The organism is Grimontia sp. THUN1695 (assembly GCF_059704325.2).
Genome location: NZ_AP046576.1, coordinates 113826 through 140186, shown reverse-complemented (window position 1 = coordinate 140186; position 26361 = coordinate 113826). Strand labels below are relative to the sequence as shown.

Here is a 26361-nt window from a genome sequence, read left to right as displayed (position 1 = left end):
TCTCCGGAAAAAACACGCTGGGTGCATTAATCCGGCACCGTCTAAGGGCCGAAAAATGCCGCCAGAGTGAACACTTTTCCATAACAACAATCAACTCATTGTTTTTTAATGATTAATTAAGATTTCATGGATTTAACATTTGCAATCATGTGTCTAAAGGCGTAAAAAAGCAAACGTTTGCCTGTGGTATTGAAATAACCTTTTGCCAATACTGAGCCATTTGTCAGAACTGCTTGTGAGATCACATCAAGCGTTTCCTATAGGAAATTTTGTTTTGCAGGGTACAAACACGTTTTGTATGTTACGTAAATGTTTAAGCTTCAATAACAATAAAGCGCCACGCTTTCGATACCCAGAGTGATACTGCCCGCCAGCGTTCCCACTGGGCATGCGATGACGCAGACAGTCATCACCCGGTCCCCAAAACATCCTATTCAAACAGGACGCTGGGGTGCGTAACCTACAAACAGCAAGGAGACGTGCAATGAGTCACAGCATGTTTGACCTGTTCAAAATTGGCGTTGGCCCTTCAAGCTCTCACACTGTCGGGCCCATGGTTGCCAGTGCCAGGTTTGCAACAGAATTGCGCGAAAAAGACATACTCCACAGCGTGGAAACCGTCACTGTCGACCTTTATGGTTCGCTGGCATTAACCGGGGTAGGACACGCAACCGACGTTGCCTGCGTGATGGGATTGATGGGGGAATGGCCGGAAAGCGTCAATCCTGATGACATCCCCACCATGACCAATATGGTCAAAGGCAGCAAAGAGTTGCCATTGGATGGACACCGGTTTGTTCCTTTTGACTGGGAGACCGATTTGGTTTTCCACTTCGACCAAGCACTGCCGGAACACCCAAACGGCATGACGCTGACCGCAACGGGCGCAGACGGCAAGGTATTGCTCTGCCGCACCTACTTCTCTGTAGGTGGCGGTTTTGTGGTGGAAAAAGGTGAAACTGATGCCCTTGCATCAGATTTTGTTCCGCCCTTTCCGTTTAATAATGCCCTGGAGTTATTGGCTCATTGCGACAAGCAGGAGATGTCGATTGCAGACATCATGTTTGCCAATGAACTTGCCCGTGCCAAGTCGCAAGATAAAAACGCGACCATGGAGACTGTCAACCAGCAGATTGATGCCATTTGGCAGGTTATGAGTGCCTGTATTGAACGCGGTATCCAGCAAGACGGTGTACTGCCCGGCGGCCTTGAACTTAAACGCCGGGCAAAGAAGCTGCACGACAGCATCAAAAAGAAAGATTCAGACGGCTTGCCACTTGATACCAATGACTGGGTCAACATGTTTGCCATAGCCGTTAATGAGGAAAATGCAGCCGGTGGCCGTGTCGTCACCGCGCCAACCAATGGGGCAGCTGGCGTGATTCCGGCCGTGTTGGCCTATTACGATAAATTTGTGTCACCCAACAACATGGAAGGTATCCGCACCTTCCTTGCTGCTGCCGCCGCCATTGGCTCCCTGTACAAAACCAATGCGTCGATTTCTGCAGCAGAAGTCGGCTGTCAGGGTGAAATCGGCGTCGCGTGCTCAATGGCCGCAGGGGGACTCGCTGCCGCCATGGGTGCCACACCGGCACAAATTGAAAATGCCGCAGAAATCGGCATGGAACACAATCTGGGGTTAACCTGCGATCCCATTAACGGCTTGGTTCAGGTGCCTTGTATTGAGCGCAACACCATGGGCGCAGTGAAAGCGATTAACGCCACACGCCTGGCACTCAGTGGCGATGGCGAGCACCATGTTTCCCTCGACAGCGTGATCAAAACCATGCACGAAACAGGGCTAGACATGATGAGCAAGTACAAGGAAACCTCACAGGGCGGTCTGGCAACCCATGCCATCGCCATCAATGTTGTTGCCTGTTAGGGTCTGGTGATCCTGCCTGTTTAACGGCGAAACAGAATGATTGGCGGGTCGGTCAGCTCCCGGCCTGCCACCCTTGTTATGTCGCAGTAAGCGACGACGATCAAACGCGTTTGAAAACGGAGAAGTAAAAATGGATGCAACCCTGAAGTTTACAGAGAGCCACGAGTGGGTAAAAGACAACGGCGATGGCACAGTGACCGTAGGCATTTCTGAGCACGCGCAACAGCTGCTCGGCGACGTGGTGTTTGTTGACCTGCCAGAAGTGGGAAGCGACGTGGAAATCGGCGAAAGCTTTTCTCTCGTAGAATCTGTAAAAGCAGCATCAGATATTTACGGTCCGGTAAATGGCGAAGTGATCGAAGTAAACGAAGAGCTGGAAGACAGCCCAGAGCTGGTCAACGAAGCCCCTTTCGAAGGCGGATGGATTGCCAAAATCAAGCTGGCTGATGACAGCAACCTTGATCACCTGATGAATGCAGACGCGTATCAGGCAACTCTCGAAGACTAATTCAGGACGACAGTCATGACAGAATCACGCTTACTTGATCAATTGCAGCCAGACAACGAGTTTGTCACCCGCCACAATGGCCCGCGCCAATCAGACCAACAGGCAATGCTGGCCACTGTCAATGCCACCAGCCTTGAACATTTGGTTGAAGAAACCGTACCGGCCGCGATCCGGTTGCCACAGCCGATGGAACTGGATGCACCACTGAGTGAGGTGGCTATGCTGGACAAGCTGAAAGCGATTGCCAGCAAAAACGTTATCAAACGCAGCTTTATCGGTCAGGGTTACTATGGCACTCACACACCGACGCCCATTCTCCGTAATGTTCTCGAAAACCCGGGGTGGTATACCGCCTACACGCCGTACCAGCCGGAAATTTCGCAAGGCCGCCTTGAATCCCTGCTGAACTTCCAGCAAATGGTGATGGATTTGACCGGTATGGAACTGGCGAACGCCTCCCTGCTGGATGAAGCCACTGCTGCTGCAGAAGCCATGACACTGTGTAAACGTGGCGGAAAGAGCAAGAGCAATGCCTTCTTTGTTGCTGATGATGTTCACCCACAAACACTGGATGTTATCAATACCCGCGCCGGCTTCATGGGCTTCGACGTGGTGGTTGACGCTGCTGAAAACCTGCCCCAGCACGATGTCTTCGGTGCCTTGCTGCAATATCCCGGCACGACCGGTCAGGTGCGCGATCTGACAGACCTTATCGCGGCAGCGCAGGCCAACAAAACACTGGTTACAGTGGCTGCAGATTTACTGTCCCTTACCCTGCTGAAAGCACCGGGTGAAATGGGTGCAGATGTGGTGATTGGCTCAGCGCAGCGCTTTGGCGTGCCAATGGGCTTTGGTGGCCCTCATGCCGCTTTTATGGCAACCCGTGACAAACTGAAACGCACCATGCCTGGCCGTGTAATTGGCGTATCTATCGATGCCAAGGGCAATCAGGCGCTTCGCATGGCCATGCAGACCCGCGAGCAGCATATCCGCCGCGAAAAAGCCACCTCTAATATCTGTACCGCGCAGGCACTGCTGGCCAACATGGCGGCGTTCTTCGCGGTGTATCACGGTCCGGAAGGCCTGAAAAAAATTGGCCGTCGTGTACACCACCTGACAGCCCTTGCCGCAGCGGCGTTTAACCATGCAGGCATCACGCTGGCATTCCATGATTTCTTCGACACCATTACGCTGAACACCGGCGACCAGACCGATACCCTGCTCCAGAAAGCGCAGGATGCCGGTTTCAACCTTCGCAAACTGGACGGCCAAATCGGCATCAGCTTTGACGAGACCACGACACTTGCAGAGGTAAACGCGCTGGTTGCTGCACTGACCGACGAAACAGACGTGGCGCAATACGCCTCCTCCGTCGAAGCAGACGAGTTCGCGGCCATTCCAAAAGCGTGCCGCCGCACCACCGATTTCCTGACGCACCCTGTGTTTAACACCTACCACAGTGAAACCCAGTTGATGCGTTACATGAAGAAACTGGAAAACAAAGACTTCTCCCTGACACACGGCATGATCCCGCTTGGCAGCTGTACCATGAAGCTGAATGCAGCGGCAGAGATGATCCCTGTTACCTGGCCAGAGTTCGGTGCCCTGCACCCCTTTGTGCCCGCAGATCAGGCACAGGGTTACGCTGAACTTGCAGCATCCCTGAATAAAATGCTGTGTGAAATCACAGGTTACGACGCGATGTCCCTGCAACCTAACTCTGGCGCGCAGGGTGAATATGCTGGCTTGATTGCCATCCAGCGTTATCACCAAAGCCGTGGCGAAAGTCATCGTAATGTCTGTCTGATCCCAAGCTCAGCGCACGGCACCAACCCGGCATCGGCGGCAATGGTTTCCATGAAAGTGGTGGTGGTAGGCTGTGATGAGAACGGCAACATCGACATTGATGATCTGAAAGCGAAGATTGAAAAACACCGCAACGAACTGTCCTGCATCATGATCACCTACCCGTCTACCCACGGCGTATATGAAGAAGCGGTGCAGGAAGTGTGCGAACGGGTTCATGAAGCGGGCGGCCAGGTTTACCTCGACGGCGCGAACATGAACGCACAGGTAGGGCTTACCAGCCCGGGCTTTATCGGTTCTGATGTTTCTCACCTTAACCTGCACAAAACTTTCTGTATCCCACACGGTGGCGGTGGTCCGGGCATGGGACCAATTGGCGTGAAATCTCACCTTGCCCCTTTCCTGCCGGGTCATGTGGTTGAAGGCACAAATTACGCCGTATCTGCAGCGCAAATCGGCAGTGCCTCTATCCTGCCTATCTCCTGGGCATACATTGCCATGATGGGCGAGCAAGGGCTGACGGAAGCCACCAAGGTTGCCATCCTGAGTGCAAACTATGTGATGGAACGCCTGCGTCCTTACTATCCGGTGCTTTACCGTGGCACTCACGGCCGCATCGCACACGAATGCATTATCGACATCCGCCCAATCAAAGAGGCATCAGGTATTTCTGAGGAAGACATCGCCAAGCGTTTGATGGACTACGGTTTCCATGCGCCTACGATGTCATTCCCGGTTGCCGGCACCTTGATGATTGAGCCGACAGAAAGTGAAGACAAAGCGGAGTTGGATCGTTTCTGTGACGCGATGATCGCAATCCGCGAAGAAATCGCCAAAGTACAGGACGGTGAATGGCCACTGGATGACAACCCACTGGTTAATGCTCCACACACCCAGTCTGACTTGATGGCAACAGCGTGGGATCACCCGTACAGCCGTGAACTGGCCTGCTTCCCAAGCGCACAGTCGAAAGATGCCAAATACTGGCCGACCGTTAACCGCGTCGATAACGTATATGGTGACCGTAACCTGATTTGTTCTTGCCCAAGCATTGAAAGCTATATGGAAGAATGAGCGTTTTTAATCATAGATAACCGAGTTGGAGACTAACTCGAATAGTAAAGAAACCACCTGCAGAGCCTGTCTTTTATACAGAAGTCCCTCACTTAACGTGAGGGATTTTTTGACCAGATCACCCCATTTGCATATATAAATTTACGTAGCGAATAAAAATTCATTTTCATAGGTACTTTGCCCCTTGGGGAATGTCCATCGCCCTGATATATTGGCGTTTCGTCGTTCAGGAGAGGACAAGGATGAATACATTCAACCGGGTTGCCATTGTTGGCGGCACCCATGGAAACGAATTCAGCGGCATTTATCTTCTTAGAAAGTGGCAGGAGACTCCCGCCCTTATCAGCCGCCCAAGCTTCGAAACAGAAACGCTTTTCGCTAACCCCAATGCATTTCGTGACAATAAACGGTATATCGATTGCGATTTGAACCGCCAGTTTGCCCCGGCCGATCTCGACAATCCGTCACTCGGTAATTATGAACAAAGCCGGGCGAAAGCCATCAACCAACAGTTGGGTCCAAAAGGCAACGCCCGCACCGACCTGATCATTGATTTACACAATACCACCAGCAACATGGGCCCCACCCTTATCTTGCTGAAAAATGATGCGTTCAACACGCAACTGGCTGCTTACGTTTCGGAACAAATAGAAAATGCCGTGATCCTGTTTGAAGATCACTGCTCTATGGACGAGCAATTATTCCTTTGCTCCATTGCCAATCAGGGCATTATTGTAGAAGTGGGTCCACAACCACAGTCAGTGGTCCGCCAGGATGTGCTGGAGTGGATGGACAACATGACAGGACATATTCTTGATTTTGTTGATCTGTACAACAAAGGTGAAGTACCTGAACTGCCGGACACCATCTCAGCCTACCGTTATGTAGAAACACTGAAACTTCCGGAAAACGCGCAGGGGGAACGCATCGGCATGGTGCATAAAAATGTTCAGGATGCCGACTTCACCCCCCTAAAAAACGGCGATCCTATCTTTACCACATTCGATGGCTCAGAAATCTGCTGGAATGGCAACTATGAAGCCTATCCACATTTTATTAATGAAGCCGCTTACTACGATAACAATCTCGCTATGTCTTTAGGTAAAAAAGTCGATATCACCGTGATCAAATAACGGGAAACAAGCGCCACATTCTGCGGCGCTTGCTTATTTTCTGCTGTGTTCGCTACATCCCCTTCAACGCTATCTCATTATAGGTCAGATGATCTTTAAGCTTAAATGTGATATACATCGCTAAAACAACACAATTAGTAATCAATATACAAAAAACGAAATAGAAACGCAGTGATTGTGATCGGGATCTGCTGAAGCGTGTTGCATGACCCCTAGACTGGGTTCAAGAAATATTAACAGTAATGACACAAAGACTAATAAATATTGCTGTTTTTGATGCAAACACAAAGGGATTATATTAATGAGTGAAATTTTATTAGCGCTATTCGCTGGCGCCATTGTGGGTTTTTTCTTTAGTGCCGTGAAATTACCTTTGCCTGCTCCACCGGTTATTTCCGGCATTATGGGCATTGTAGGTATTTATCTTGGGGGCGTTATCTACCAAGCCATGATCACACGATTTTTTTCCTAGTACCGCGCATCTGTACTGAAACCATTTGACGCGCTTATCACAGCGCCGGTTTTCATTTTCTATCTATGACATAAAAGAATTCGAGGAGGACTGGTGTCGACAGGGAAGCTACCGCCGGCGGCAGATGGATTACAACTCAACTTCTGTAAAACATTGGCGTGTCGAAACTTTGGATTGAGTGATGAGAAGTATTATTTGCTTCAGAATACGGATCCATCCCGTCCCGGCCTGGTATGCAGAGAGTGTGGTGCCTTTCCTCCTCTTCTTAACAACCAAGGCGTTATTGAAGAACTCAATCGCCTGAAAAAGCAGGACGCAGGCAACCTTGCAGCCTGCTGCACAGAAGGCTGCGAAGCGTATGGCAAACCTGTTTTAACTCACCGCGAACACTATCATGCATTTGGCTACAGCGGTGATCGCCAGCGCTATCGCTGTAAGCACTGTCAGTCGACTTTTGTTGACAAGTGGTCAAATACCAACCAGAAACTAGGCATGCAACAGCACCTGTTAGACTTGCTGTTTACCGGTCATCCGGTGCGCGAAATTTGCCGAAAACTCCACATCAATCCCAAAACGTTCTACGATCATCTGGAGCAGATCGCTGCACGATGTCGGAACAAGCTGGCAAGTGTTGACGCCCGCTTTATGCAACTGGCAAAACAACATCCATTGGCATGCGCATTAACCCCTCTGCAGCCTAACAGCAACAACGGCGTGCTTTGGCTGACGACAGGCGATGCAAATCAAGGTTATGTGCTGCTACAAAACATCAATTATTCCTCGGAAGAAAACAAACCCAAAGAGTCTGTTGATATGTGTACAGTCAATTCACGTCTGGTACCGGACAGTTTTGTACACATCCAGGAATCGCATGAGCCAGATCACACAGATCTGCTGAGCCAAATCAACGCCAAATACAAGGAAGTGCTTTCCCGCGCAAATGTCGAAGACATTTACACACGCCCAATCCACATCGACTATCCCTCGAAAGGATGTTTGATCAGGCCACAGTATGCCGCCTATGCTCACTACTTGCGGTTACAAGAGCTGACAGACGACTGGGAAAATCTAACCATTTATTTGCCCCAGGAAACATTGCTCCGCTCTGCCATTATCAGTGTATTCAAAGAGCGTCTACGCAATAAGCAATGTCATCCGGTGTATGTTGCACAGACACCACAGTGGAAAAAAAGCAATACAATAGAAAATATCGACATCATGCTACTTAGCTGGTGGCGTGACCGTTGGGCATTTAGCCAACAAGGGGACGAAGCCAAAGCAATTTGCCACTTAGGTCGTGATATGGGTAATGAAGTAGATTGGTTACAGTGTGCTTCAACAACCGCATTGGAAGAGTATCAAGATCGCTTCCATCATCACTTCCGTTCCCTGATTGATGAGCCAAGACGCCGGTTACGCCCAGGGGGATTGCTCCCGTTACTCGATATATTCCGGGCATGGAACAATTTATGTTACCTAAAAAGTGACGGCTTCACACCAGCACAGGCACTAGGGTTAACACGCCATCCCTATACGTTGGAAAATTTGCTCGCGTAATCGTTACAACTCTTAGGGTCTGCTGGCTTTTTACCATCCAAAACCCTAGATGTCAGGCAGTAAAAAAGCGAGCCTCAAATGCTCGCTTTTTTATTTTGACGTTATAGATGTTACTCGTCAGCTTCAAGATCAGAGTAATCTTCACTCGCGCTACTGCGGGAAGTGGAGCAAAGATTGTAGACGACATGTTTGTGGTTGATCTCTTTCAGATACTTCAACCAGCAAAGAGCGTAGCTTGATTCAGCCGCACGACGCCCCTTCACTTCGTCAACAAACTTTTGCTGCTCTTCGTCTTGTGGGACCATGGTACCATCGAACAATGCCTTCATGGTACGGCCACAGCTTTCCAATAGTTGTGCTTCTTTGATGGTAAAATACCCTGAACGAGCAAAACCTTTTGGAAAATGCTTGTCATCAAAAAACTTTTGACCACTAAACATTATTTAGCTCCTTAACAAATTCGTGCCTTATTCTTCATTAAACCACTAAGGTGTAAAGCAAAATATTGTTGAACTGACGATTAATAAATTTAATTCTTAATGCGGTTTATAGCGGTGATTTCGAATTCTGTCGAGTTTTATCTAGATAAACTTTAACTAATTTCATCAAAGGTAGCAGTAAGGCTATATCACGTCGAGATGGTCAAAAAGTAACTTATTGTAACTGTGTAAAAAATGTCATTGCCTGACCATTTTTTCACCACTACACCCCTAGAAAATTCCCTCTACTTCCTTCGCATCATCAGTCAAGCATTAGACCTTACATCACACTTTTACTGCTTTACAGCCCGATAACGAGCGCACGCGGACACAGGAAAAAACGCAGTTATCCTTTCATCTTCCAATGAGTAAGGTTTTGCCCACAGCTATCGAAAACTTTCATCGATAGCAGTGAATTTTTTCGTTTTATTTATTCGTAATACAGGAACTATGCTTGTTTGGAATTGGTGTCATAGTCATGCCAAGAAAACATCATCAATAAGTCACAATACATCGGCTATATTTTCAACGACATCAACTGACGCAATGTTAACTGCGTTTGTTAAAACCAGAATCTATTCCGACGCATTGATAAACGAACAAGGTATAAATAATGGCCAAGTGGGAACAGTGGCTGAGAGACGACATAAAGCGCAAAGAGAAGTTTCATTCTAAATTCCACGATGAATTCGATGATCGACAACGTGGCAAAAAGGCACGTCGCAAGACGCGTCCTGGTCGTTCACTTCAAGAGGATTATTACCCGTTCGATTGATGCGTTGATGTAAAAAAGCCAGCGTTTTTTAACGCTGGTTTTATTGTTTCAAGCGACTGGCATTCCAATGTGGAGCATGGCAAATCATCTGCCTGCCGACTTACTCTTGCTTTTCCTGCCACTCGACATGAAAGGCCTCGATGCGTTTTTGGGCTTCTCGCCACCTTTCAGTCCCTTGCAACTCTTTTACGCTGAAATGCTTTTTCTTGGCTAAATTGACCGCTTGTGGTACCTCAATGATTGGCAGGTTGTCGAGGGCTTCAATAGAAGACTGGCGATTGTTGCAAAGTAGCAGCATATCGCAACCTGCGGCTAAAGATTGCTTACAACGTTCTGCCGGGCCGCCCATCACGGTCGCGCCTTCCATGCTCAGGTCGTCTGAAAACACAATCCCTTTAAAGCCAAGTTGTTCACGGAGAATCTGCTTCAGCCAGTAAGGCGAACCACTGGCAGGCAAATCGTCATAGTGGGGATAAATCACGTGCGCGGGCATCATGGCATCCAACACGCCAGCCTCTATCTGGGCAGTAAAAATCGCCATGTCCTGCTCGAACAGGTTGTCACGCTCATCTTTCGGACTTTCAACGTGTGAGTCAGCAATCACTGCCCCATGTCCCGGGAAGTGTTTACCGGTGGTGGCCATTCCTGCTTCTTTCATGCCTTTCATAAACGCGGTGGAGTAGCGAATCACCGTATCATTATCCTCACCAAACGCCCGGCTACCAATCGCTTTACAGTCAAAACCACGATCCAGCACTGGGGCAAAACTGATGTCGATATCGTGGGCCATCAACTCCGCTGCCATCAACCACCCCGATTCCTGGGCAATGGCCAGACCGTCGCGCATTTGTGCATAAGATTGTGCCGGTGGGATCAGCGTAAACTGTTCGCGAAAGCGCTGAACACGTCCTCCCTCCTGATCGACACCAATCAAAATTGGCCGTTTCGCTGCTTTTCGGATAGCAGTGGTCAACGCAGCCAACTGTTGGCTGTCGTGGTAATTGCGGGCAAAAAGAATGACACCGCCAACGGTCGGGTGTTGAAGCAATTCTCGCTCTTCTGCGTCGAGTTCACATCTCTCAACATCCAGCCACAATGGGCCCATGGTTCGCTCCTGTTCGGTTTATTCAATATGTTGGGCAACATATTACGCTGACATGCACACGCTAAAAAGCCCAATTCCGGAATTTAATACCCTCTTTTCCTATGGTGTGAGAGACTTAGGAAACCCAAGGTACTCAGGTAAATTGAACATATGTATATCGGTATCATGTCCGGCACCAGCTTGGATGGCATTGATATGGTCGCGGCTTCTTTCTCTGATGCCGGTGTTGTGCTGCATCATCAGGCCATGTACCCCTTCCCGGAAACACTGAAAGACAAGCTAATCGCGCTCAGCCAAGGTGCGCCCGTCACACTTGAAGAAATAGGGACGATTGACCATTTTCTGGGGAAAACCTACGCCGGGTCGGTGAACCGTTTCCTAGACGAAAAGGGGCTGGAAGCCACTGCCATTGCCGCTATTGGCTGTCACGGCCAAACTGTGTTCCATAAGCCGACAGGCCCAATGCCCTTTACGATGCAACTGGGCGATGCCAACCTGATTGCGGCATTAACAGGCATTACGACCGTCGCCGACTTCCGCCGCAAAGACATGGCACTTGGCGGACAGGGCGCGCCCTTGGTTCCTGCATTTCACCAGTATCTTTTTGGCATGAAAGACACCACAACAGTGGTACTTAACATTGGCGGCATTGCCAATATCTCCGTGCTTTCACCGGGTAATCCTGTTGTAGGTTACGATACCGGCCCGGGCAATATGCTGATGGACAGTTGGGTCCACCAACATCTCGGCAAGCCCTACGACAAAGACGGTGCTTGGGCAGCAAGCGGGTCGACGAATCAAGCCCTGTTGAGCCAAATGCTCAGTGATGATTATTTTGCGCTTCCGGCACCGAAAAGCACCGGACGCGAATTGTTTAACCACAGTTGGCTGAACGCCCAGCTCAACCTGTTCAACGAGCCAGTGAAACCTGAGGATGTGCAAGCTACCCTGCTCGCCTTCACAGCCCATTCAATTGCAAATGATGTGCGCCGCTTTAGGCAAGGCGAGGTATTGGTATGTGGCGGTGGTGCCAGAAACAACGCCTTGATGGCTGCGCTTCAAGCCTTGTTACCAGACTGGCAAGTGATGACGACAGATGACAAAGGCGTTGATGGCGATTATCTGGAAGCACTGGCATTTGCCTGGCTGGCACAGCAGGCCCTTGAAGGAAAACCAGGTAACCTGCCCGATGTCACCGGCGCCAGTCGCCCATGCAGGCTTGGCGCCATCTATTACCCTGATTAATGTATTATCCCGATTGCGCACCAAAGCGGTTTGACCTTTTAAGGACAACCGGCACCTGGTGCGCTGTCCGCTTCAGGTATAACAGGTACTGGCTGAAACTGAGAGGTCGTGAATAGTGATAGCCTTGGGCAATATCGACGCCATAACGTTTCAGCACCGAGGCCGTTTCCAAATCTTCCACCCCTTCTGCCACTACCATCAAACCCAACGATTTGGCCATTTCAGTCGTAGCACGGACAATGTTCTGTTTACGTGGGCTGCTGGTCAGGGTCTTAATAAAGCTCCGGTCAATTTTTAACTCAGTAAATGGTAACTGGGACAAGTAGGTCAGCGACGAGTAGCCCGTGCCATAATCATCAATCGACACTTCAATGTCATACTCTGATAGACGATCGATAACTTCATGCAGGCTATCGTAGTCTGACACCATGGTTGACTCTGTCAGCTCCAGAGAAAGCGTTCCTGTCGGCACATGGTACTTCTGGGCGATATCAGCGATTCTATCAACCAGATTGGGAATAACGATATCAGATGCACTGACATTGATAGACAGCCGACGGCTAAAACCCAGCTCAATCAGTTTACTTTGCTGGTAAAAAGCACGCTTAATAACCCACAGCGTTAAATCATTAATCAGCCCCACCTCTTCCGCCAATTTGACGAAAACCTCCGGTGAAACCTGGCCATACTTCGGGTGATCCCATCGCAGCAATACTTCTGAACCATGAATTGACCCTGTGCGCAAATCTACTTGTGGCTGGTGATACAGATCCAGTTCGTCTCTCTCGATGGCTTTTTTCAGATCAGACACCAACGACATATTTAACGTTCGATTGAAACTGTTCAACGAATCATAGGTATTGAGCCGCTTTTCTATTGGTGATGTTTCCGCCACTGCCTGCATCGCTTTGCGCAGTAACGTGTCATGTTGATTTCCATCTTTGGGAAATTCACTTGAACCAATCGTGCCCTGAGTACGAATACTGAGATCACTAAGCTCGACGTAGTTGTCGACCTCATCAAGCACACTTGCCAATAACAGTTTTATTTTCGCTTTTTCCGTCGATAACACCACAAAACCAAACAGCCCATCATTGATGCAGGCAATACGGTGTGTGCGATCATCACCGCTTTCCAACACCTGTACAGTATCGCAATCCAGTGATTGATGCAGGCGATCGCACACTTCACCGATGAAGACTTTTTTTTGCTGTGAAGACATATAAGGCGCCAGAGAGTTAAATCTGTCTATCTGAAAGCAGCACAGGGTGAACGCACGGTTGCGGTCTATCAGGTTATCCATCACCAAGGAAAGAACATTAACATTAGGCGTGGCAGACACCGTGTCATGGGTCATTTGATACACCGATTGCTCCCGTTGCTGACGGAAACGCTCTGCCAGCGCCAAGGCCATAAACATTACCGCAGTGACATTCCCCAACATAAAGGCGTAACGGGACGCCAGAGAATATTCAATGGTGCCGGTGATCAACAGTGGCGGAAAAATACCCGATATCACCAAGGGTATCCAAGAGAAAGTGAACATTGGGCTCCACTTCTGTGCCATCGTCCAACGCTTCCATACCAGTATGCCGATAAGGAGATAAAACACCGGTTGGACGGCAATAAGGAAAGTCGCAGCAATATATTCTGGGGTAACAAAAGAAATCAACATCAGCCCTAACAGCACCATCATGGCATAATTCACGACCTGCCTGAGAAAGCTTTTGACTTTGTGAGAACGCAAATACAGATAGGCATACAGAAGCGAAAGCAGAAAAAGGCCAAATGTCAGACCCACCGTATTGTTACTGAAGAAAACCTGGATAGGTGCCGGAAACAGATAAATACCAAACCCGTGCACCGCGCCCAACTGGACCATTGAGACCAGCACGTAAAGGGTATAGACGATATATACCCTTTCACGCAACATCGCGTATACCGCAAACGTATACGCCGCCACTGTCAGCATAATGGCAGTAAAGCCCCCCCATATTGCGTGCAAAAGCTGGGTCAAGGTATGGAAATCATGTTTATCCATTACCCAGATCGGCATAACAGGTATCCCTTTAGAATAAACATGAAGATAGATGTAGGAGCGCTCGAAGCCTTCCATCATAAAATGGATAGCTGGCGGCATATCTCCGACCAGATAGCCTCTTTCAAGACTGTCGCCTAGCCGCCAACGCTTAACTTCACGACCAGACTCGTCATACTGGTAAATATTGAGCCTATCTATCATCGGCGTATCAAAATAGAGTGTTAGGTGACGGTATTCGGATTCAAAGTTTTGAATCTCCAACTGCACCCAATAGGATTTCTCACCGAGCGACCAGGGAATGTCTTTTGGATCCTCAATGGTGCGGAAACTGGCCGACTCCCGGACATAGCTGAGTACGTGGCTATTAGTATTATCAACAAAATAGCTATAGCTTGTCTCTACATTCTCCGGTGAAGCCACCAAGGCAGGAAAGAGCCCGGCAAACCGTGCGCCCACGAGTGTACTCAAGAGTATGACAAAAAACGCCGCAGACAACCAAAGCGGACGGTTCGGGATCAAAGGCTGAAATTTCATTCATTGCTCCCGGGTCTGGAGAGTGAGGGGCAAACAAACAACGTTGACGAGAGCAAAGATGTTCGATACCTGGGCCATATAAACCAACCAATACGCAGCCTTCTATAATTTCACTGAAACCGTGACTAAACGAAGGTGGCACGAAGGTGGCTGCAAATAAATTTTGACAAAGATAGTTTCAATCTAGATACGAATGACTACTTTTTCAAACATTCAGAGGACATAACACACAAATAAATTGGTTCAGATACATGCTTCACTAATAAATGTGATCGCAAAATGTAGCTGCAAACATATGATCCACTACTGAACATTTGTTCGTTTCTCTAAAACGCCGTAGACTCTGTATCAGTTCATATACAGCAGGATACCCGAATGATTTCCACACACACATTGAGCGGCAACTTTGAAAGCCTGCTTGATGACACTAATTTTCTCACCGAGATAGCGATTCTCTATTATCAACAGAACACAACACAGGAAGAGATATCCAAAAAATTTGGGATCAGCCGGGCTAAGGTTAGCCGTCTGTTGCGCAGGGCGCGCGAAGAAGGGATCGTCGAAATTTCCGTCAAGTTTCACCCCGTGCACAGCGCACAACTGGAGCAAAGGCTAATGGAAAAGTTCAGCCTGAAACGGGCGTTGATCGCGCTTGACCAACCGAGCGTCCAGGAACAACGCATCCAGGTCGCAATGCTGGTTTCCTCATTTCTGGACGGAAACTTACAGGAAGGAATGGTTGTTGCTGTCGGTCAGGGACAAAACGTAGCGGCCGTCGCTGATCACCCAGGCATCGTATCACACCGCAATGCACGCTTTGTCTGTGCGATTGGCGGCACACACCGCAGCGGTGACATCATTAATGCGGACCACATCTGCCGTCGGCTGGCAAAAAAGTTTGGCGGCAGCAGTGAAACCTTGTACGCGCCTGCCTATGTGGATACACCGCAAATCCGTGATGTGTTTTTAAGCCACCCCAACATTAACGAAACCCTCAATCAGGCGCGAAAGGCAGAATTTGCCTTGGTCGGTATCGGTGACATGGATGAAAACAGCCACATGGTAAAGCTGGGTTGCTTCTCAGCCCGTGAATTTGTTGAAGCACGTCTCAATGATGGAATTGTGGGAGATATTGGTGGCTTTGATTTTTTTAAGCTCGATGGCAGCAGCGCCAAAACCCTGATGCGGAATCGGGTTGTTGGCCTTGAAATGAGTGATTTAAAGCGCATCCCCAATGTTATCGCGATAGCCAGTGAAAGCAGGAAAGCGTTGTCTATTCTTGGTGCTCTGAAAACCGGCACGATTGATATTCTGGCGACCAGCGCAAGTTGTGCAATGGCATTATTGAATATGGTCGATAATGAATGTAGATGAATCGGGTTAACCACGTTGGCTTCATCGCATATTCAACAGAGAGGGTAAATAGCAAACGTTTCCATGAGATCACGGTGATATTTATCAGATCAGAACGTTGACTTTATCGCACAAAAACACAAATATGACTTCATCATTTGCTCAGGCATGTTGCATTTGTTCATTTGGTTTTTTACCCCGATACATCAAGTGTGCAAGTGCACTGTCCTGGGCCCCTATTAAATAAACAAAAGGCTTAAAAGATGAGCACGAAACTGGAACAATTACGCAAGCTCACAACCGTGGTTGCTGACACGGGTGATATTGATGCGATCACTAAATACCAACCTCAAGACGCAACCACTAACCCTTCCCTTATCCTGAAAGCCGCCGAAATCCCGAAATATGCGCCGCTGATCGAAGAAGCGATTGCGTATGCAAAAGCAAAAAGCAACGATATTGAGCAACAACTGGCTGATGCGAGTGACCGCTTGGCAGTTAACATCGGTAAAGAGATCCTGAAAGTGATCCCTGGCCGTATTTCTACCGAGGTCGATGCGCGCCTTTCTTATGATTTCGAAGGCAGCGTCGCCAAAGCGCGTAAGCTTATCAGCATGTATAACGAAGCAGGTATCAGCAATGACCGTATCCTGATCAAGCTGGCGTCAACCTGGGAAGGTATCCGTGCGGCGGAAGTGTTAGAAAAAGAAGGCATCAACTGTAATCTGACCCTGCTTTTCTCTTTCGCCCAGGCACGTGCCTGTGCAGAAGCCGGTGTATACCTGATTTCACCATTCGTTGGCCGCATCATGGACTGGTACAAAGCCAAAGAAGGCCGTGATTTTGAAGCAGCAGAAGACCCAGGTGTGCTGTCTGTTACCAAGATCTATAACTACTACAAAGAGCACGGCTATGACACCGTGGTTATGGGCGCGAGCTTCCGTAACACTGGTGAAATCCTAGAGCTGGCAGGCTGTGACCGCCTGACCATCAGTCCACAACTGCTGCAAGAGCTGTCTGATGCAGAAGGGGACGTGGTGCAGAAACTGAACGACAATGTAGACGTAAAAGCGCGTCCAGCACCAATGACTCATGCTGAATTCCTGTGGGAACACAATTTGGATGCGATGGCGGTTGAGAAACTGGCTGAAGGTATCCGCAATTTTGCCGTTGACCAAGGCAAACTGGAAGACATGATCCGCAGTATGCTGTAACCGGAAAAACAGATTTACCCAGAGCGGCTATTGCCGCTCTCTTGTTTCCTATATCATTCGCTTGATTGAAATCAGATTTGAACACACTTCAACAAGGTAAGCCCAAGATGGAACGTAAAACCCTTGCCAATGCAATCCGTGCCCTCAGCATGGACGGTGTACAACAAGCTAACTCTGGTCACCCAGGTGCCCCCATGGGCATGGCGGACATCGCCGAAGTGCTGTGGCGCGACCACATGAACCACAACCCTCAAAACCCTGCGTGGGCTGACCGTGACCGCTTCGTGCTGTCTAACGGCCACGGCTCTATGCTGATTTACTCTCTGCTGCACCTGACCGGTTACGATTTGTCTATCGACGATCTGAAAAACTTCCGCCAGCTGCACTCGAAAACCCCGGGTCACCCGGAATACGGTTACGCACCGGGCGTTGAAACCACCACGGGTCCGCTGGGTCAGGGCATCACCAACGCGGTGGGTATGGCGATTGCGGAAAAAGCACTGGCGGCACAATTTAACCGCGACGGCCACGACATCGTTGACCACAACACTTACGTGTTCCTTGGCGACGGCTGTCTGATGGAAGGCATCTCGCACGAAGCGTGTTCACTGGCGGGGACGCTGGGCCTTGGTAAACTGATCGCATTCTGGGATGACAACGGCATCTCTATCGACGGTCACGTTGAAGGCTGGTTCACTGACGACACGCCGAAGCGTTTCGAATCTTATGGCTGGCATGTTATCCCGGCAGTAGACGGTCACGACGCAGACGCTATCAACGCTGCGATTGAAGCGGCGAAAGCAGAAACCGGTCGTCCTACCCTGATTTGTACCAAAACCATCATTGGTTTCGGTTCGCCAAACAAAGCCGGCTCTCACGACTGTCACGGTGCACCACTGGGCCATGATGAAATCAAAGCAGCGCGTGAATTCCTCGGTTGGGAACACGGCCCATTTGAAATCCCGGCAGACGTTTACAGCGCATGGGATGCCAAAGAAGCCGGTGCAGCCAAAGAAAACGCATGGAACGAGAAGTTTGCCGCGTATGAAGCGGCTTACCCAGAGCTGGCGGCAGAATTTAAACGCCGCATGAGCGGTGAACTGCCCGCAGACTGGGAAGCGCAAGCGAACCAAATCATTGCTGACCTGCAAGCCAACCCTGCGAACATTGCCTCACGTAAAGCGTCGCAAAACGCGCTGGAAGCGTTCGGCAAACTGCTGCCAGAATTTATGGGTGGCTCTGCTGACCTTGCGCCGTCAAACCTCACCATGTGGTCTGGCTCCAAATCGCTGACTGCTGACGATGCCTCCGGCAACTACATCCACTACGGTGTGCGTGAGTTCGGCATGACCGCCATCATCAACGGTATCGCCCTGCACGGTGGTTTTGTGCCTTACGGCGCCACCTTCCTGATGTTCATGGAATACGCGCGTAACGCCATGCGTATGGCGGCACTGATGAAAGTGCAGAACATTCAGGTTTACACCCACGACTCTATCGGCCTGGGTGAAGACGGCCCAACCCACCAGCCAGTTGAGCAAATCGCATCCCTGCGTCTGACACCAAACATGAGCACCTGGCGTCCGTGTGACCAGGTAGAATCTGCCGTCGCGTGGAAACTGGCGATTGAGCGTAAAGACGCCCCAACCTCGCTGATTTTCTCGCGCCAGAACCTGGCACAGCAAGACCGTACCGCAGAGCAGGTGGCTGACATCGCCAAAGGTGGTTACATCCTGAAAGACTGTACAGGCCAGCCAGAGCTTATCCTGATTGCAACGGGTTCAGAGGTAGAGCTGGCAGTAGACGCAGCCGCACAGCTGAGCGCAGAAGGCAAAGCGGTTCGTGTGGTATCGATGCCATCGACTGACACCTTCGACAAACAGGATGCCGCATACCGCGAAGCCGTACTGCCATCAGACGTGACGGCACGCATCGCTATCGAAGCGGGTATTGCCGACTTCTGGTACAAGTATGTCGGCTTTGATGGTCGTATCATCGGCATGAACAGTTTCGGTGAATCTGCACCGGCAGACCAACTGTTCAAGCTGTTTGGTTTCACCACCGAAAACGTGGTGGAGACAGCCAAAGAGCTGCTGGCATAAGCGCCAATACCCCTTTCCAAACCCGCCAACCGGCGGGTTTTTTCTTTTTTGGGCTAGCAAAAGCGGCTGCGAAAAGTGACTTTAGGTTCTGACACAGACCCTGTTGGTGGTCATATTTGGTGAGTTCAGCGTTTTCCTTTTAAACCCTTATGTAAGCTTTTCGATTGCCATCACCGTCATAGTGTACGACTGAATTCCCACACAAAGTGAGTAATGGCACATTGCTGACGTCAGGTTGTTGCCAAAGCGTTAACAAGGTGCCTAACTGGACGGCTTGAGTGTAATGATTCTACAGGCATATGACCCATACCCGTCCCTCACTGGCCTGGCTCTCTATTTTGCTCGCCGTTATCGCGACCATGAGTTGGGCTGGCAATATCACACTGGCCAAGCTGGTCAATGAATCGATCCCACCTATCGGGCTCGCTTTCTGGCGCTGGACAATAGCCTCACTGGTGCTGGCGCCTTTTGTCATCGGTCCAATGCAGCAGCAATTTCCCCTGTTCAGGCAACACTGGCGGCTGGTACTGCTGCTCGCGCTCTTTGGTGTCGCAGGGTACAACACGCTGGTTTACATCGCGCTTGAGGACACCCTCTCCACCAACGTGGTGATCTTGCAATCTTCCTCGCCATTGATGATTTTGCTGGTCCAGTTCGTGCTGTTTCGCCAGTTCACCACTTTTAAGCAGACGTTTGCCATCTGTGTGTCCGCTGTTGGAGTATTGCTCATCATTACGAAAGGGCAGTTGGCTATCGGTTTTGCCATCGGCCAGAGCGAGCTGATCGCCCTGTTTGCTATTTTGGTCTGGGCGACCTATTCCGTATTGGTACAAAAGCTTCCCGCCGCGCTAAAAGGCTTACCCATGCTGGGATATACCGTGTTTCTCGGCAACCTGATGTTGCTGCCGGTCTATCTGGCTGAATCAGTGTGGATTGAAACCATGCCTGTTACCTGGGAGAGCATTGCCATTTCACTCTACACCGGCATTTTTGCCTCTGGCATTGCTTTCTTTTGCTGGAATGCGGCGGTGCAACGGATGGGCGCGGCAACAACCGGGCAGTTTATGCACCTGATCCCGGTTTTCGGGCTTATCTTCTCGATGCTGCTGCTTGGCGAACAGCTACAGGGATATCACTGGCTGGGTATGGCTTTTATCGTTGCCGGCATTCTGATTGCCAACCTCTCCCGCGCCCAAAAACCGGTGACCTCCAGTTAGTTACACGGGTAGGCACAGGCAGTCAGCTTGGTTATAGTACCGCCTCCTGAACCATGGACTGCCGACCTGAAGAGAAAAAAGACATGTTGTTTATTTCACACAACGTATCAATCCCCGATGACGAGATTGATCTTTCCTATATCCGTGCCCAGGGAGCCGGCGGACAAAATGTGAATAAAGTGTCGTCAGCAGTACACCTTCGCTTCGACATTAACGCGTCATCATTGCCAGCGTTTTACAAAGACCGCCTACTTGCGCTGAAAGACAGCCGTCTGAGTAAAGACGGCATCATCGTGATCAAAGCGCAGCAATTCCGGACTCAGGAAAAGAACCGTGAAGATGCATTGCAGCGCCTGCAAACGCTGATTAAAAGCGTGACTGTTGTGCAGAAAGCACGCCGGGCCACCAAACCCACCCGTTCTTCCCAGAGAAAGCGGATGGATGCGAAAACCCAGCGCGGAAAAACCAAATCACTGCGCGGAAAAGTGAAGATCTAACCTCAACATACCGGATTCAACGAAAACCTAATTTCTTAAACACCATGGCCGCAGGACAAAACCCCGTAAAGGCACTCTGGATAAGGTTAAACCCGACAAATACAGTCAACCAGATAAACAACGGGTTTACCCATATCGTGAGTGCTAAAGAAACCAGCACCATTACGCCAGCAAAAATCCGCACTGCACCTTCAAGTGACATCCCTTTTCCTTGATCAGAACCTGAATCAACCTGTGACATAACCACCTCCTCATTCGTAACATTTCACCTGAATACATTTATTTTAGCATAATCTAATTAACTTGTCGCTAATTTTATATTTTTGCACCCAGACATCACATTAAACCGGCACAAGCTGTCACCGGCCTTGTCTCTGTGTCCTCCATGGTGTGCAATCATAGATGCCAGAACACCTGCCGGAGTTGTCCAATTCCTGAACAGACACAGGCAGGTTTGCAAGCCTTTTTGCCTCCCATGAGCACTGATATTCCTCAAAGCAAAAAGCCCTGACCTTAAATAGGCAGGGCTTTTCTTTTGTTATCTTCTTAGAGCGGTTAAGACACTGACAACACCAGACCCGGTAGCAGCACAAATACAGCCCCAAGGTAAGCCACAACAGCCAGTTTGGTCTTGGCTGCATACTCAGCCAATAGCTCTGCACATTTGAGTGGTAGCTCACGTAAGAAAGGAACGCCGAAGATAACCAGAATACCCAATACATTGAAAGCCAGGTGAACCAAGGCAATCTGCAATGCGAATACGGCATTTCCCCCCGTCACAGCAGTGGCTGCCAGCAGCGCAGTGATACAGGTACCGATATTTGCACCGAGGGTAAATGGATAGACCTGACGCACGCTCAACACATTGGTGCCAACCAGCGGTACCATCAAGCTTGTCGTGGTGGAAGAGGATTGAACCAGAATCGTCACCAACGTACCGGAAGCAATGCTGTGTAGCGGGCCACGGCCAATCGCACTGTTCAGCACTTCACGCGCTTTACCCACCATCAATTTCTTCATCAGTTTGCCCATCACTGTGATAGACACCACCACCAGAAGAATACCGAATATTACCAGAGCCACACCACCCAGCGTGCCGGGGAATATTTCAAACAGGGATTTGGCACCACTGACCATCGGTTTTGTCAGGGGTTTGATGAAGTTCAGGCCTTTCAGGCTCAGGTTGTCTGCCTGCATCAGTGGTGACACCAACCAGGCTGATATTTTCGCCAGAAAACCGGTCATCATTTCCAGCGGCAGAAAAAGAGCAACCGCAAACAGGTTGAAAAAATCATGGACAGTGGCACATGCAAAGGCGCGGCGGAATTCGTCTTTACAACGGGCGTGACCAAGGCTTACCAGCGTATTGGTCACTGTGGTACCAATATTGGCCCCCATGACCATTGGTATCGCTGTCGCAACGGGCAAGCCTCCAGCAACCAGTCCTACAATAATCGCCGTGACAGTACTTGAAGATTGAATCAGTGCAGTACCAACGATACCAATCATCAAGCCAGCAACAGGATTAGAAGCAAACTCGAAAAGCTCTATTGCCTGCTCACCTACAGCCCACTTGAAACCACTGCCGATCATAGAAACAGAAACCAGCAGCAAATACAGCATACCAATAAGGGTTGCCCATTGGATGGCGCGTTTGGGGTTTGCGGACTGCGGTCCTTGTAGCGCATCAGACTGGATGCTCATAACTCACTTCCTGATAATAATGTTTTCAGTTCGAAGTGGATGCTATGAACTGAATATTACAGAAATATGAATACAAGATTTCAACAGCGATTTTTTTAAACTTTTTACGCGCAAAATACGACCAAGCAAAAACTTCTTAAATCATTTCGACAAAAATGACTGATAGCAAGACAGGGAAATGTTTCGAACTGTTACCGATAACAACATGACTGTCGTATCATCGGGATAATGAAACCGCACAGCCCACCCTAAAACGTTTCATTATTAAGAAAAAGACTTCAGGTAACCCTTTCCTTTTCATGGTTTTTTGTTATTTGCTTAACAGACTAGCTCACTGATATATAACTATTTTTTCTTTTTAATTCTCTTTTTTAAAACATATGGCCATTTAATTGCACATATGAAACGTTATATTGATTTATTTTGTATCGATATGACCCTCTCTTGCAAAACCATTAAATTAACAAAATGATAAATATCGTATCATTTTGATAGCAACCAAGTATGACTGCCTGATGTTGGGCATGAAACAGAGAGGACCAAGGCAATGATAAATAATGGATTTAAAGGAAGAAAAGCATGGACAGTCACGGTATTGGGCAGCGTTATTGCAGCAATGCTGGCCGTTCCAGTTGCAGCCCAAGAGAAAATCCGCTGGAAGGTACAAGCCGTATTTGGCACCCATTTACCAGCATTGGGCGATCCGATCATGCAGGTTGCCGAGCAGATTGAAAAAGCGACCGACGGTGATATCCGGTTCAAAATCTATGAGCCGGGCAAACTGGTTCCCCCTTTTGGGATCACCGAAGCAATCAAAAACAAACAAATTGATGCCGGTTATACCTGGCTGGGTTATGACCAGGGAAAAATCCCGGCAGCAGCCCTGTTTGCCGCGGTTCCTTTTGGCATGGAGCCATGGGAATACGCGACATGGTGGTATGAAGGAGAAGGTCAACAACTTGCCGAGGAACTTTACGGAAAACACGGCGTTCATCCTGTGCTTTGTAGTGTCATTGGCCCTGAAACTGCTGGTTGGTTTACCAAGGAAATAAAATCTCTCGATGACTTTAAAGGATTGAAAATCCGCTTCGCAGGCATTGGCGGCAAAGTGCTGCAAAAAGCCGGAGCATCAGTCACTGTGCTGCCGGGCGGCGAAATTTTCCCCGCACTGGAAAAAGGCGCTATTGATGCATCCGAATTTTCTATGCCCGCCATCGATAGCATGATGGGTTTTGACAAGATTGCCAAAAACAATTACTTCCCTGGCTGGCACCAAACCTTCACCGCCTCTCATCTTGTCGTTAACAAAGACGTCTGGGATTCACTTGAAGCATCAACCCAATCCACGATCAACATGGCTTGCACCGCGGGCACATTCCGCGCGCTGACCCGGGGCGAGTCACTTCAGGGTGATGTGATGGCCGGGTTCGGAGAAAAAGGAGTGACAGCACGTTCACTGGGCCCGGAGCTGTTGAAATCACTCAATACTCTGTCAACCGAAGTGATGACTGAAATTGCCGAGTCAGACCCTGACTTCAAGCGCATCTACGCCTCGCAACAAGCCTTTATGGAAAACTACAAACTCTGGAAACAGAAGGCCTACCTGCCACGCAATTTCGAGTAATTCGGCAACTGGGATGACATAAACACTCCCCAGTCTGTGCGGCCGGGGAGCTATTCAGGGCAAGGATTCGCTATGCAAAACAATAATACCAAACTCAATTCAGAAGTGGCGACAGTACCGGAAAACATGCTGCCAGAAACTCGCCTTTCCCGTGCTCTGGACTCGGCATTACTCAGGATCGGTAATGCATTTTCCTGGGTCTGGGTCATTCTGATGCTGGTCATCATTACCAATGTGCTGATGCGTTACCTGTTAGGTGAAGGGCGAATCGAGTTTGAAGAGCTTCAATGGCATCTTTATGCGCTGGGTTGGCTGGTTGGCCTCTCTTACTGCATGGTTACAGACAGCCATGTCAGAGTCGATTTACTTCGTGACCGCTTCTCACTGAAAACCCAGGCAGTGATTGAACTCTTTGGTCTGTTGATCTTGCTCCTCCCCTTTCTGGTGCTGGTCTTCTGGTATGCGGTTCCTTTCTTTCTTTACGCCTGGGAACTGGGTGAAGTGTCTGCCGCGCCGGGTGGCCTTCCCTACCGCTGGGCGATGAAAGCTGTCCTGTTACTCGCGTTTTGTTTACTGGCCGTTGCGGCAGTTTCACGCCTCAGCCGGATATGCGCATTGCTCTTTCAGCCCAGTGAACCACTTTCAAAAGCAGATAAACAACAGGAGTCATCATCATGGAAGTGAATGAAATCCTCGTCATGCTCATGTTTGGCATGTTCATCCTATTACTGTTTACCGGGTTTCCTGTCGCCTGGGTGCTTTGTGGCATTTCACTGGTGTTCGTCCCCCTCGCCATGTTGGCCGACGAATGGTTCGATGCCTTTATCGGCATCGACTGGAATTACGCCTCGCTGGTGGTGCCGCGTATGTGGGACATCATGACCAACTGGGTGCTGGTCGCCCTGCCCATGTTTATCTTTATGGGATTGATGCTGGACAGATCCGGTACCGCCGAAGACCTGATGGGCAATTTGGTCAGGCTGTTTGGCCGCGTACGTGGTGGGCTTGCCATTACCGTTACTTTTGTGGGTCTCTTACTTGCCGCCTCTACCGGGATCATTGGTGCCTCTGTCGTTCTGCTTGCCGTACTCGGCATGCCAATGATGATGCGGGACGGCTACAGCAAAGAATTGGCCTGCGGCACGGTTGCCTCAACAGGCACGTTAGGGATTCTGGTGCCGCCCAGCATCATGCTGGTCATGATGGGCGACAGGATCGGTATCTCAGTGGGCGATCTTTTCCTCGGTGCAGTCTTCCCAGGCATAATGCTCGCGGCATTTTATGTGACTTATATTTTGTCACTCGGTTACCTCCGCGCAGATGCTGCTCCGGTATCCAAAGATGCAGAGCCTATCAGCCTGCCCGTTGTTCTGAGTGCGCTGAGCGCAGCCTTACCCACCGCAACCCTTATCATTGCCGTGCTAGGCTCCATCTTTATGGGTATTGCAACGCCAACCGAAGCTTCCGGTGTCGGCGCGTTAGGCGCAACACTGCTGGCGGCAGCACGAGGAAGACTGACCCTTCAGGTGTTGCGTGAAGTCGGCAGGGAAACGACAAAAACCACCGCGTTTATTTTTGCATTGATTATCTGCGCGACTGCTTTCTCATTGATTTTACGTGGTCTTGGCGGTGATGAAGTGATTGAGAAAGCGCTGACCAGCCTGCCTTTCGGCCCGGAAGGTATCGTGATTGCCATTCTGGTCGTGACGTTTCTCCTTGGCTTTTTCCTCGATTGGATTGAGCTGACCCTGATTATTCTTCCCTTAGTTGCCCCAGTCGTCAGCGCCATGGGATTTGATTTGGTCTGGTTCGCCGTGTTGTTTGCGGTGTGTCTGCAAACCTCGTTTCTTACTCCCCCTGTTGGTTTTGCCCTTTTCTATCTCAAAGGCGTGGTGCCAAAGGGGATCAACCTCATCCACATCTACCGGGGGGTGATGCCGTTCATTTTGTTGCAGCTTATCGGGCTCGGGATTGTTTTTTGGATGCCCGCCATCGTCACCTGGCTGCCAAACGTGGTGTATTCACCCTGAAATTTA

At 49.5% G+C, this 26361-nt stretch carries 21 protein-coding genes; 16 read left to right on the top strand and 5 right to left on the bottom strand.

Going from position 1 to position 26361, the window contains the following annotated elements:
- The first annotated feature begins 484 nt into the window (after positions 1–484).
- From AC6IB1_RS00660 to AC6IB1_RS00635, 6 genes are all read left to right on the top strand, one after another.
- A complete protein-coding gene (locus AC6IB1_RS00660) occupies positions 485–1885 on the top strand; it encodes an L-serine ammonia-lyase (RefSeq protein ID WP_497566478.1) in 1401 nt (466 codons plus the stop codon).
- Positions 1886–2015: 130 nt separating this feature from the next.
- Entirely contained in the window at positions 2016–2393 is a 378-nt protein-coding gene (gcvH, locus tag AC6IB1_RS00655; protein WP_497566477.1) for a glycine cleavage system protein GcvH, read from the top strand.
- A gap of 15 nt (positions 2394–2408) precedes the next feature.
- Positions 2409–5273, top strand: coding sequence for an aminomethyl-transferring glycine dehydrogenase (gcvP, locus tag AC6IB1_RS00650; RefSeq protein ID WP_497566476.1), 2865 nt, complete (start codon positions 2409–2411; stop codon positions 5271–5273).
- 242 nt (positions 5274–5515) lie between these two features.
- Complete coding sequence (locus tag AC6IB1_RS00645; RefSeq protein WP_497566475.1) at positions 5516–6406, top strand: aspartoacylase; 891 nt, start codon at positions 5516–5518, stop codon at positions 6404–6406.
- 301 nt (positions 6407–6707) lie between these two features.
- Entirely contained in the window at positions 6708–6878 is a 171-nt protein-coding gene (locus AC6IB1_RS00640; RefSeq protein WP_497566474.1) for a XapX domain-containing protein, read from the top strand.
- Positions 6879–6971: 93 nt separating this feature from the next.
- The gene (locus AC6IB1_RS00635; protein ID WP_497566473.1) at positions 6972–8435 is read left to right on the top strand and encodes a transposase; all 1464 of its coding nucleotides are present in this window, start codon (positions 6972–6974) and stop codon (positions 8433–8435) included.
- A 110-nt stretch (positions 8436–8545) separates the two neighbouring features.
- On the opposite strand, the gene AC6IB1_RS00630 is transcribed toward AC6IB1_RS00635, so the two are convergent.
- Positions 8546–8875 carry a MaoP family protein gene (locus AC6IB1_RS00630; RefSeq protein WP_005502810.1) on the bottom strand — a complete coding sequence of 110 codons (330 nt, stop codon included), beginning with the start codon at positions 8873–8875 and terminating at the stop codon, positions 8546–8548.
- Positions 8876–9527: 652 nt separating this feature from the next.
- On the opposite strand from AC6IB1_RS00630, the gene AC6IB1_RS00625 reads away from it, so the two are divergent.
- A complete protein-coding gene (locus tag AC6IB1_RS00625; protein ID WP_497566472.1) occupies positions 9528–9689 on the top strand; it encodes a hypothetical protein in 162 nt (53 codons plus the stop codon).
- Positions 9690–9789: 100 nt separating this feature from the next.
- On the opposite strand, the gene nagZ is transcribed toward AC6IB1_RS00625, so the two are convergent.
- Positions 9790–10794, bottom strand: a complete 1005-nt coding sequence (nagZ, locus tag AC6IB1_RS00620) for a beta-N-acetylhexosaminidase (RefSeq protein WP_497566471.1) — start codon at positions 10792–10794, stop codon at positions 9790–9792.
- Between the two features lie 150 nt (positions 10795–10944).
- Between nagZ and AC6IB1_RS00615 the strand changes: the two genes are divergently transcribed.
- The gene (locus tag AC6IB1_RS00615) at positions 10945–12039 is read left to right on the top strand and encodes an anhydro-N-acetylmuramic acid kinase (RefSeq protein WP_497566470.1); all 1095 of its coding nucleotides are present in this window, start codon (positions 10945–10947) and stop codon (positions 12037–12039) included.
- A gap of 4 nt (positions 12040–12043) precedes the next feature.
- Here AC6IB1_RS00615 and AC6IB1_RS00610 read toward each other — a convergent pair whose 3' ends face one another.
- On the bottom strand, positions 12044–14614 hold the full coding sequence (locus tag AC6IB1_RS00610; protein ID WP_497566469.1) for an EAL domain-containing protein: 2571 nt from the start codon (positions 14612–14614) through the stop codon (positions 12044–12046).
- A 375-nt stretch (positions 14615–14989) separates the two neighbouring features.
- Here AC6IB1_RS00610 and AC6IB1_RS00605 point away from each other — a divergent pair, with 375 nt between their 5' ends.
- The 5 genes from AC6IB1_RS00605 (at position 14990) to arfB (ending at position 20997) form a co-directional block, all read left to right on the top strand.
- The gene (locus tag AC6IB1_RS00605; RefSeq protein WP_005502821.1) at positions 14990–15988 is read left to right on the top strand and encodes a sugar-binding transcriptional regulator; all 999 of its coding nucleotides are present in this window, start codon (positions 14990–14992) and stop codon (positions 15986–15988) included.
- Between the two features lie 242 nt (positions 15989–16230).
- Positions 16231–17181, top strand: a complete 951-nt coding sequence (gene tal / locus AC6IB1_RS00600; protein ID WP_497566468.1) for a transaldolase — start codon at positions 16231–16233, stop codon at positions 17179–17181.
- Between the two features lie 107 nt (positions 17182–17288).
- Positions 17289–19283 carry a transketolase gene (gene tkt, locus AC6IB1_RS00595; RefSeq protein ID WP_497566467.1) on the top strand — a complete coding sequence of 665 codons (1995 nt, stop codon included), beginning with the start codon at positions 17289–17291 and terminating at the stop codon, positions 19281–19283.
- A gap of 299 nt (positions 19284–19582) precedes the next feature.
- Positions 19583–20500: a DMT family transporter gene (locus AC6IB1_RS00590; protein WP_497566466.1), complete on the top strand. Its 918-nt coding sequence runs from the start codon at positions 19583–19585 to the stop codon at positions 20498–20500.
- 83 nt (positions 20501–20583) lie between these two features.
- Complete coding sequence (arfB, locus tag AC6IB1_RS00585) at positions 20584–20997, top strand: alternative ribosome rescue aminoacyl-tRNA hydrolase ArfB (RefSeq protein ID WP_497566465.1); 414 nt, start codon at positions 20584–20586, stop codon at positions 20995–20997.
- A 16-nt stretch (positions 20998–21013) separates the two neighbouring features.
- On the opposite strand, the gene AC6IB1_RS00580 is transcribed toward arfB, so the two are convergent.
- Positions 21014–21199, bottom strand: a complete 186-nt coding sequence (locus AC6IB1_RS00580) for a YgaP-like transmembrane domain (RefSeq protein WP_497566674.1) — start codon at positions 21197–21199, stop codon at positions 21014–21016.
- Between the two features lie 353 nt (positions 21200–21552).
- Positions 21553–22701 (bottom strand): Na/Pi symporter, encoded by a 1149-nt coding sequence (locus tag AC6IB1_RS00575; protein WP_497566464.1) that lies wholly within the window; start codon positions 22699–22701, stop codon positions 21553–21555.
- Between the two features lie 547 nt (positions 22702–23248).
- Between AC6IB1_RS00575 and AC6IB1_RS00570 the strand changes: the two genes are divergently transcribed.
- The 3 genes from AC6IB1_RS00570 (at position 23249) to AC6IB1_RS00560 (ending at position 26355) form a co-directional block, all read left to right on the top strand.
- A complete protein-coding gene (locus tag AC6IB1_RS00570; RefSeq protein ID WP_497566463.1) occupies positions 23249–24325 on the top strand; it encodes a TRAP transporter substrate-binding protein in 1077 nt (358 codons plus the stop codon).
- A 72-nt stretch (positions 24326–24397) separates the two neighbouring features.
- Complete coding sequence (locus tag AC6IB1_RS00565; RefSeq protein ID WP_497566462.1) at positions 24398–25009, top strand: TRAP transporter small permease subunit; 612 nt, start codon at positions 24398–24400, stop codon at positions 25007–25009.
- The gene (locus tag AC6IB1_RS00560; protein ID WP_497566461.1) at positions 25000–26355 is read left to right on the top strand and encodes a TRAP transporter large permease; all 1356 of its coding nucleotides are present in this window, start codon (positions 25000–25002) and stop codon (positions 26353–26355) included. Before AC6IB1_RS00565 ends, AC6IB1_RS00560 begins: the two co-directional genes overlap by 10 nt.
- The last annotated feature ends 6 nt before the right edge of the window (positions 26356–26361 follow it).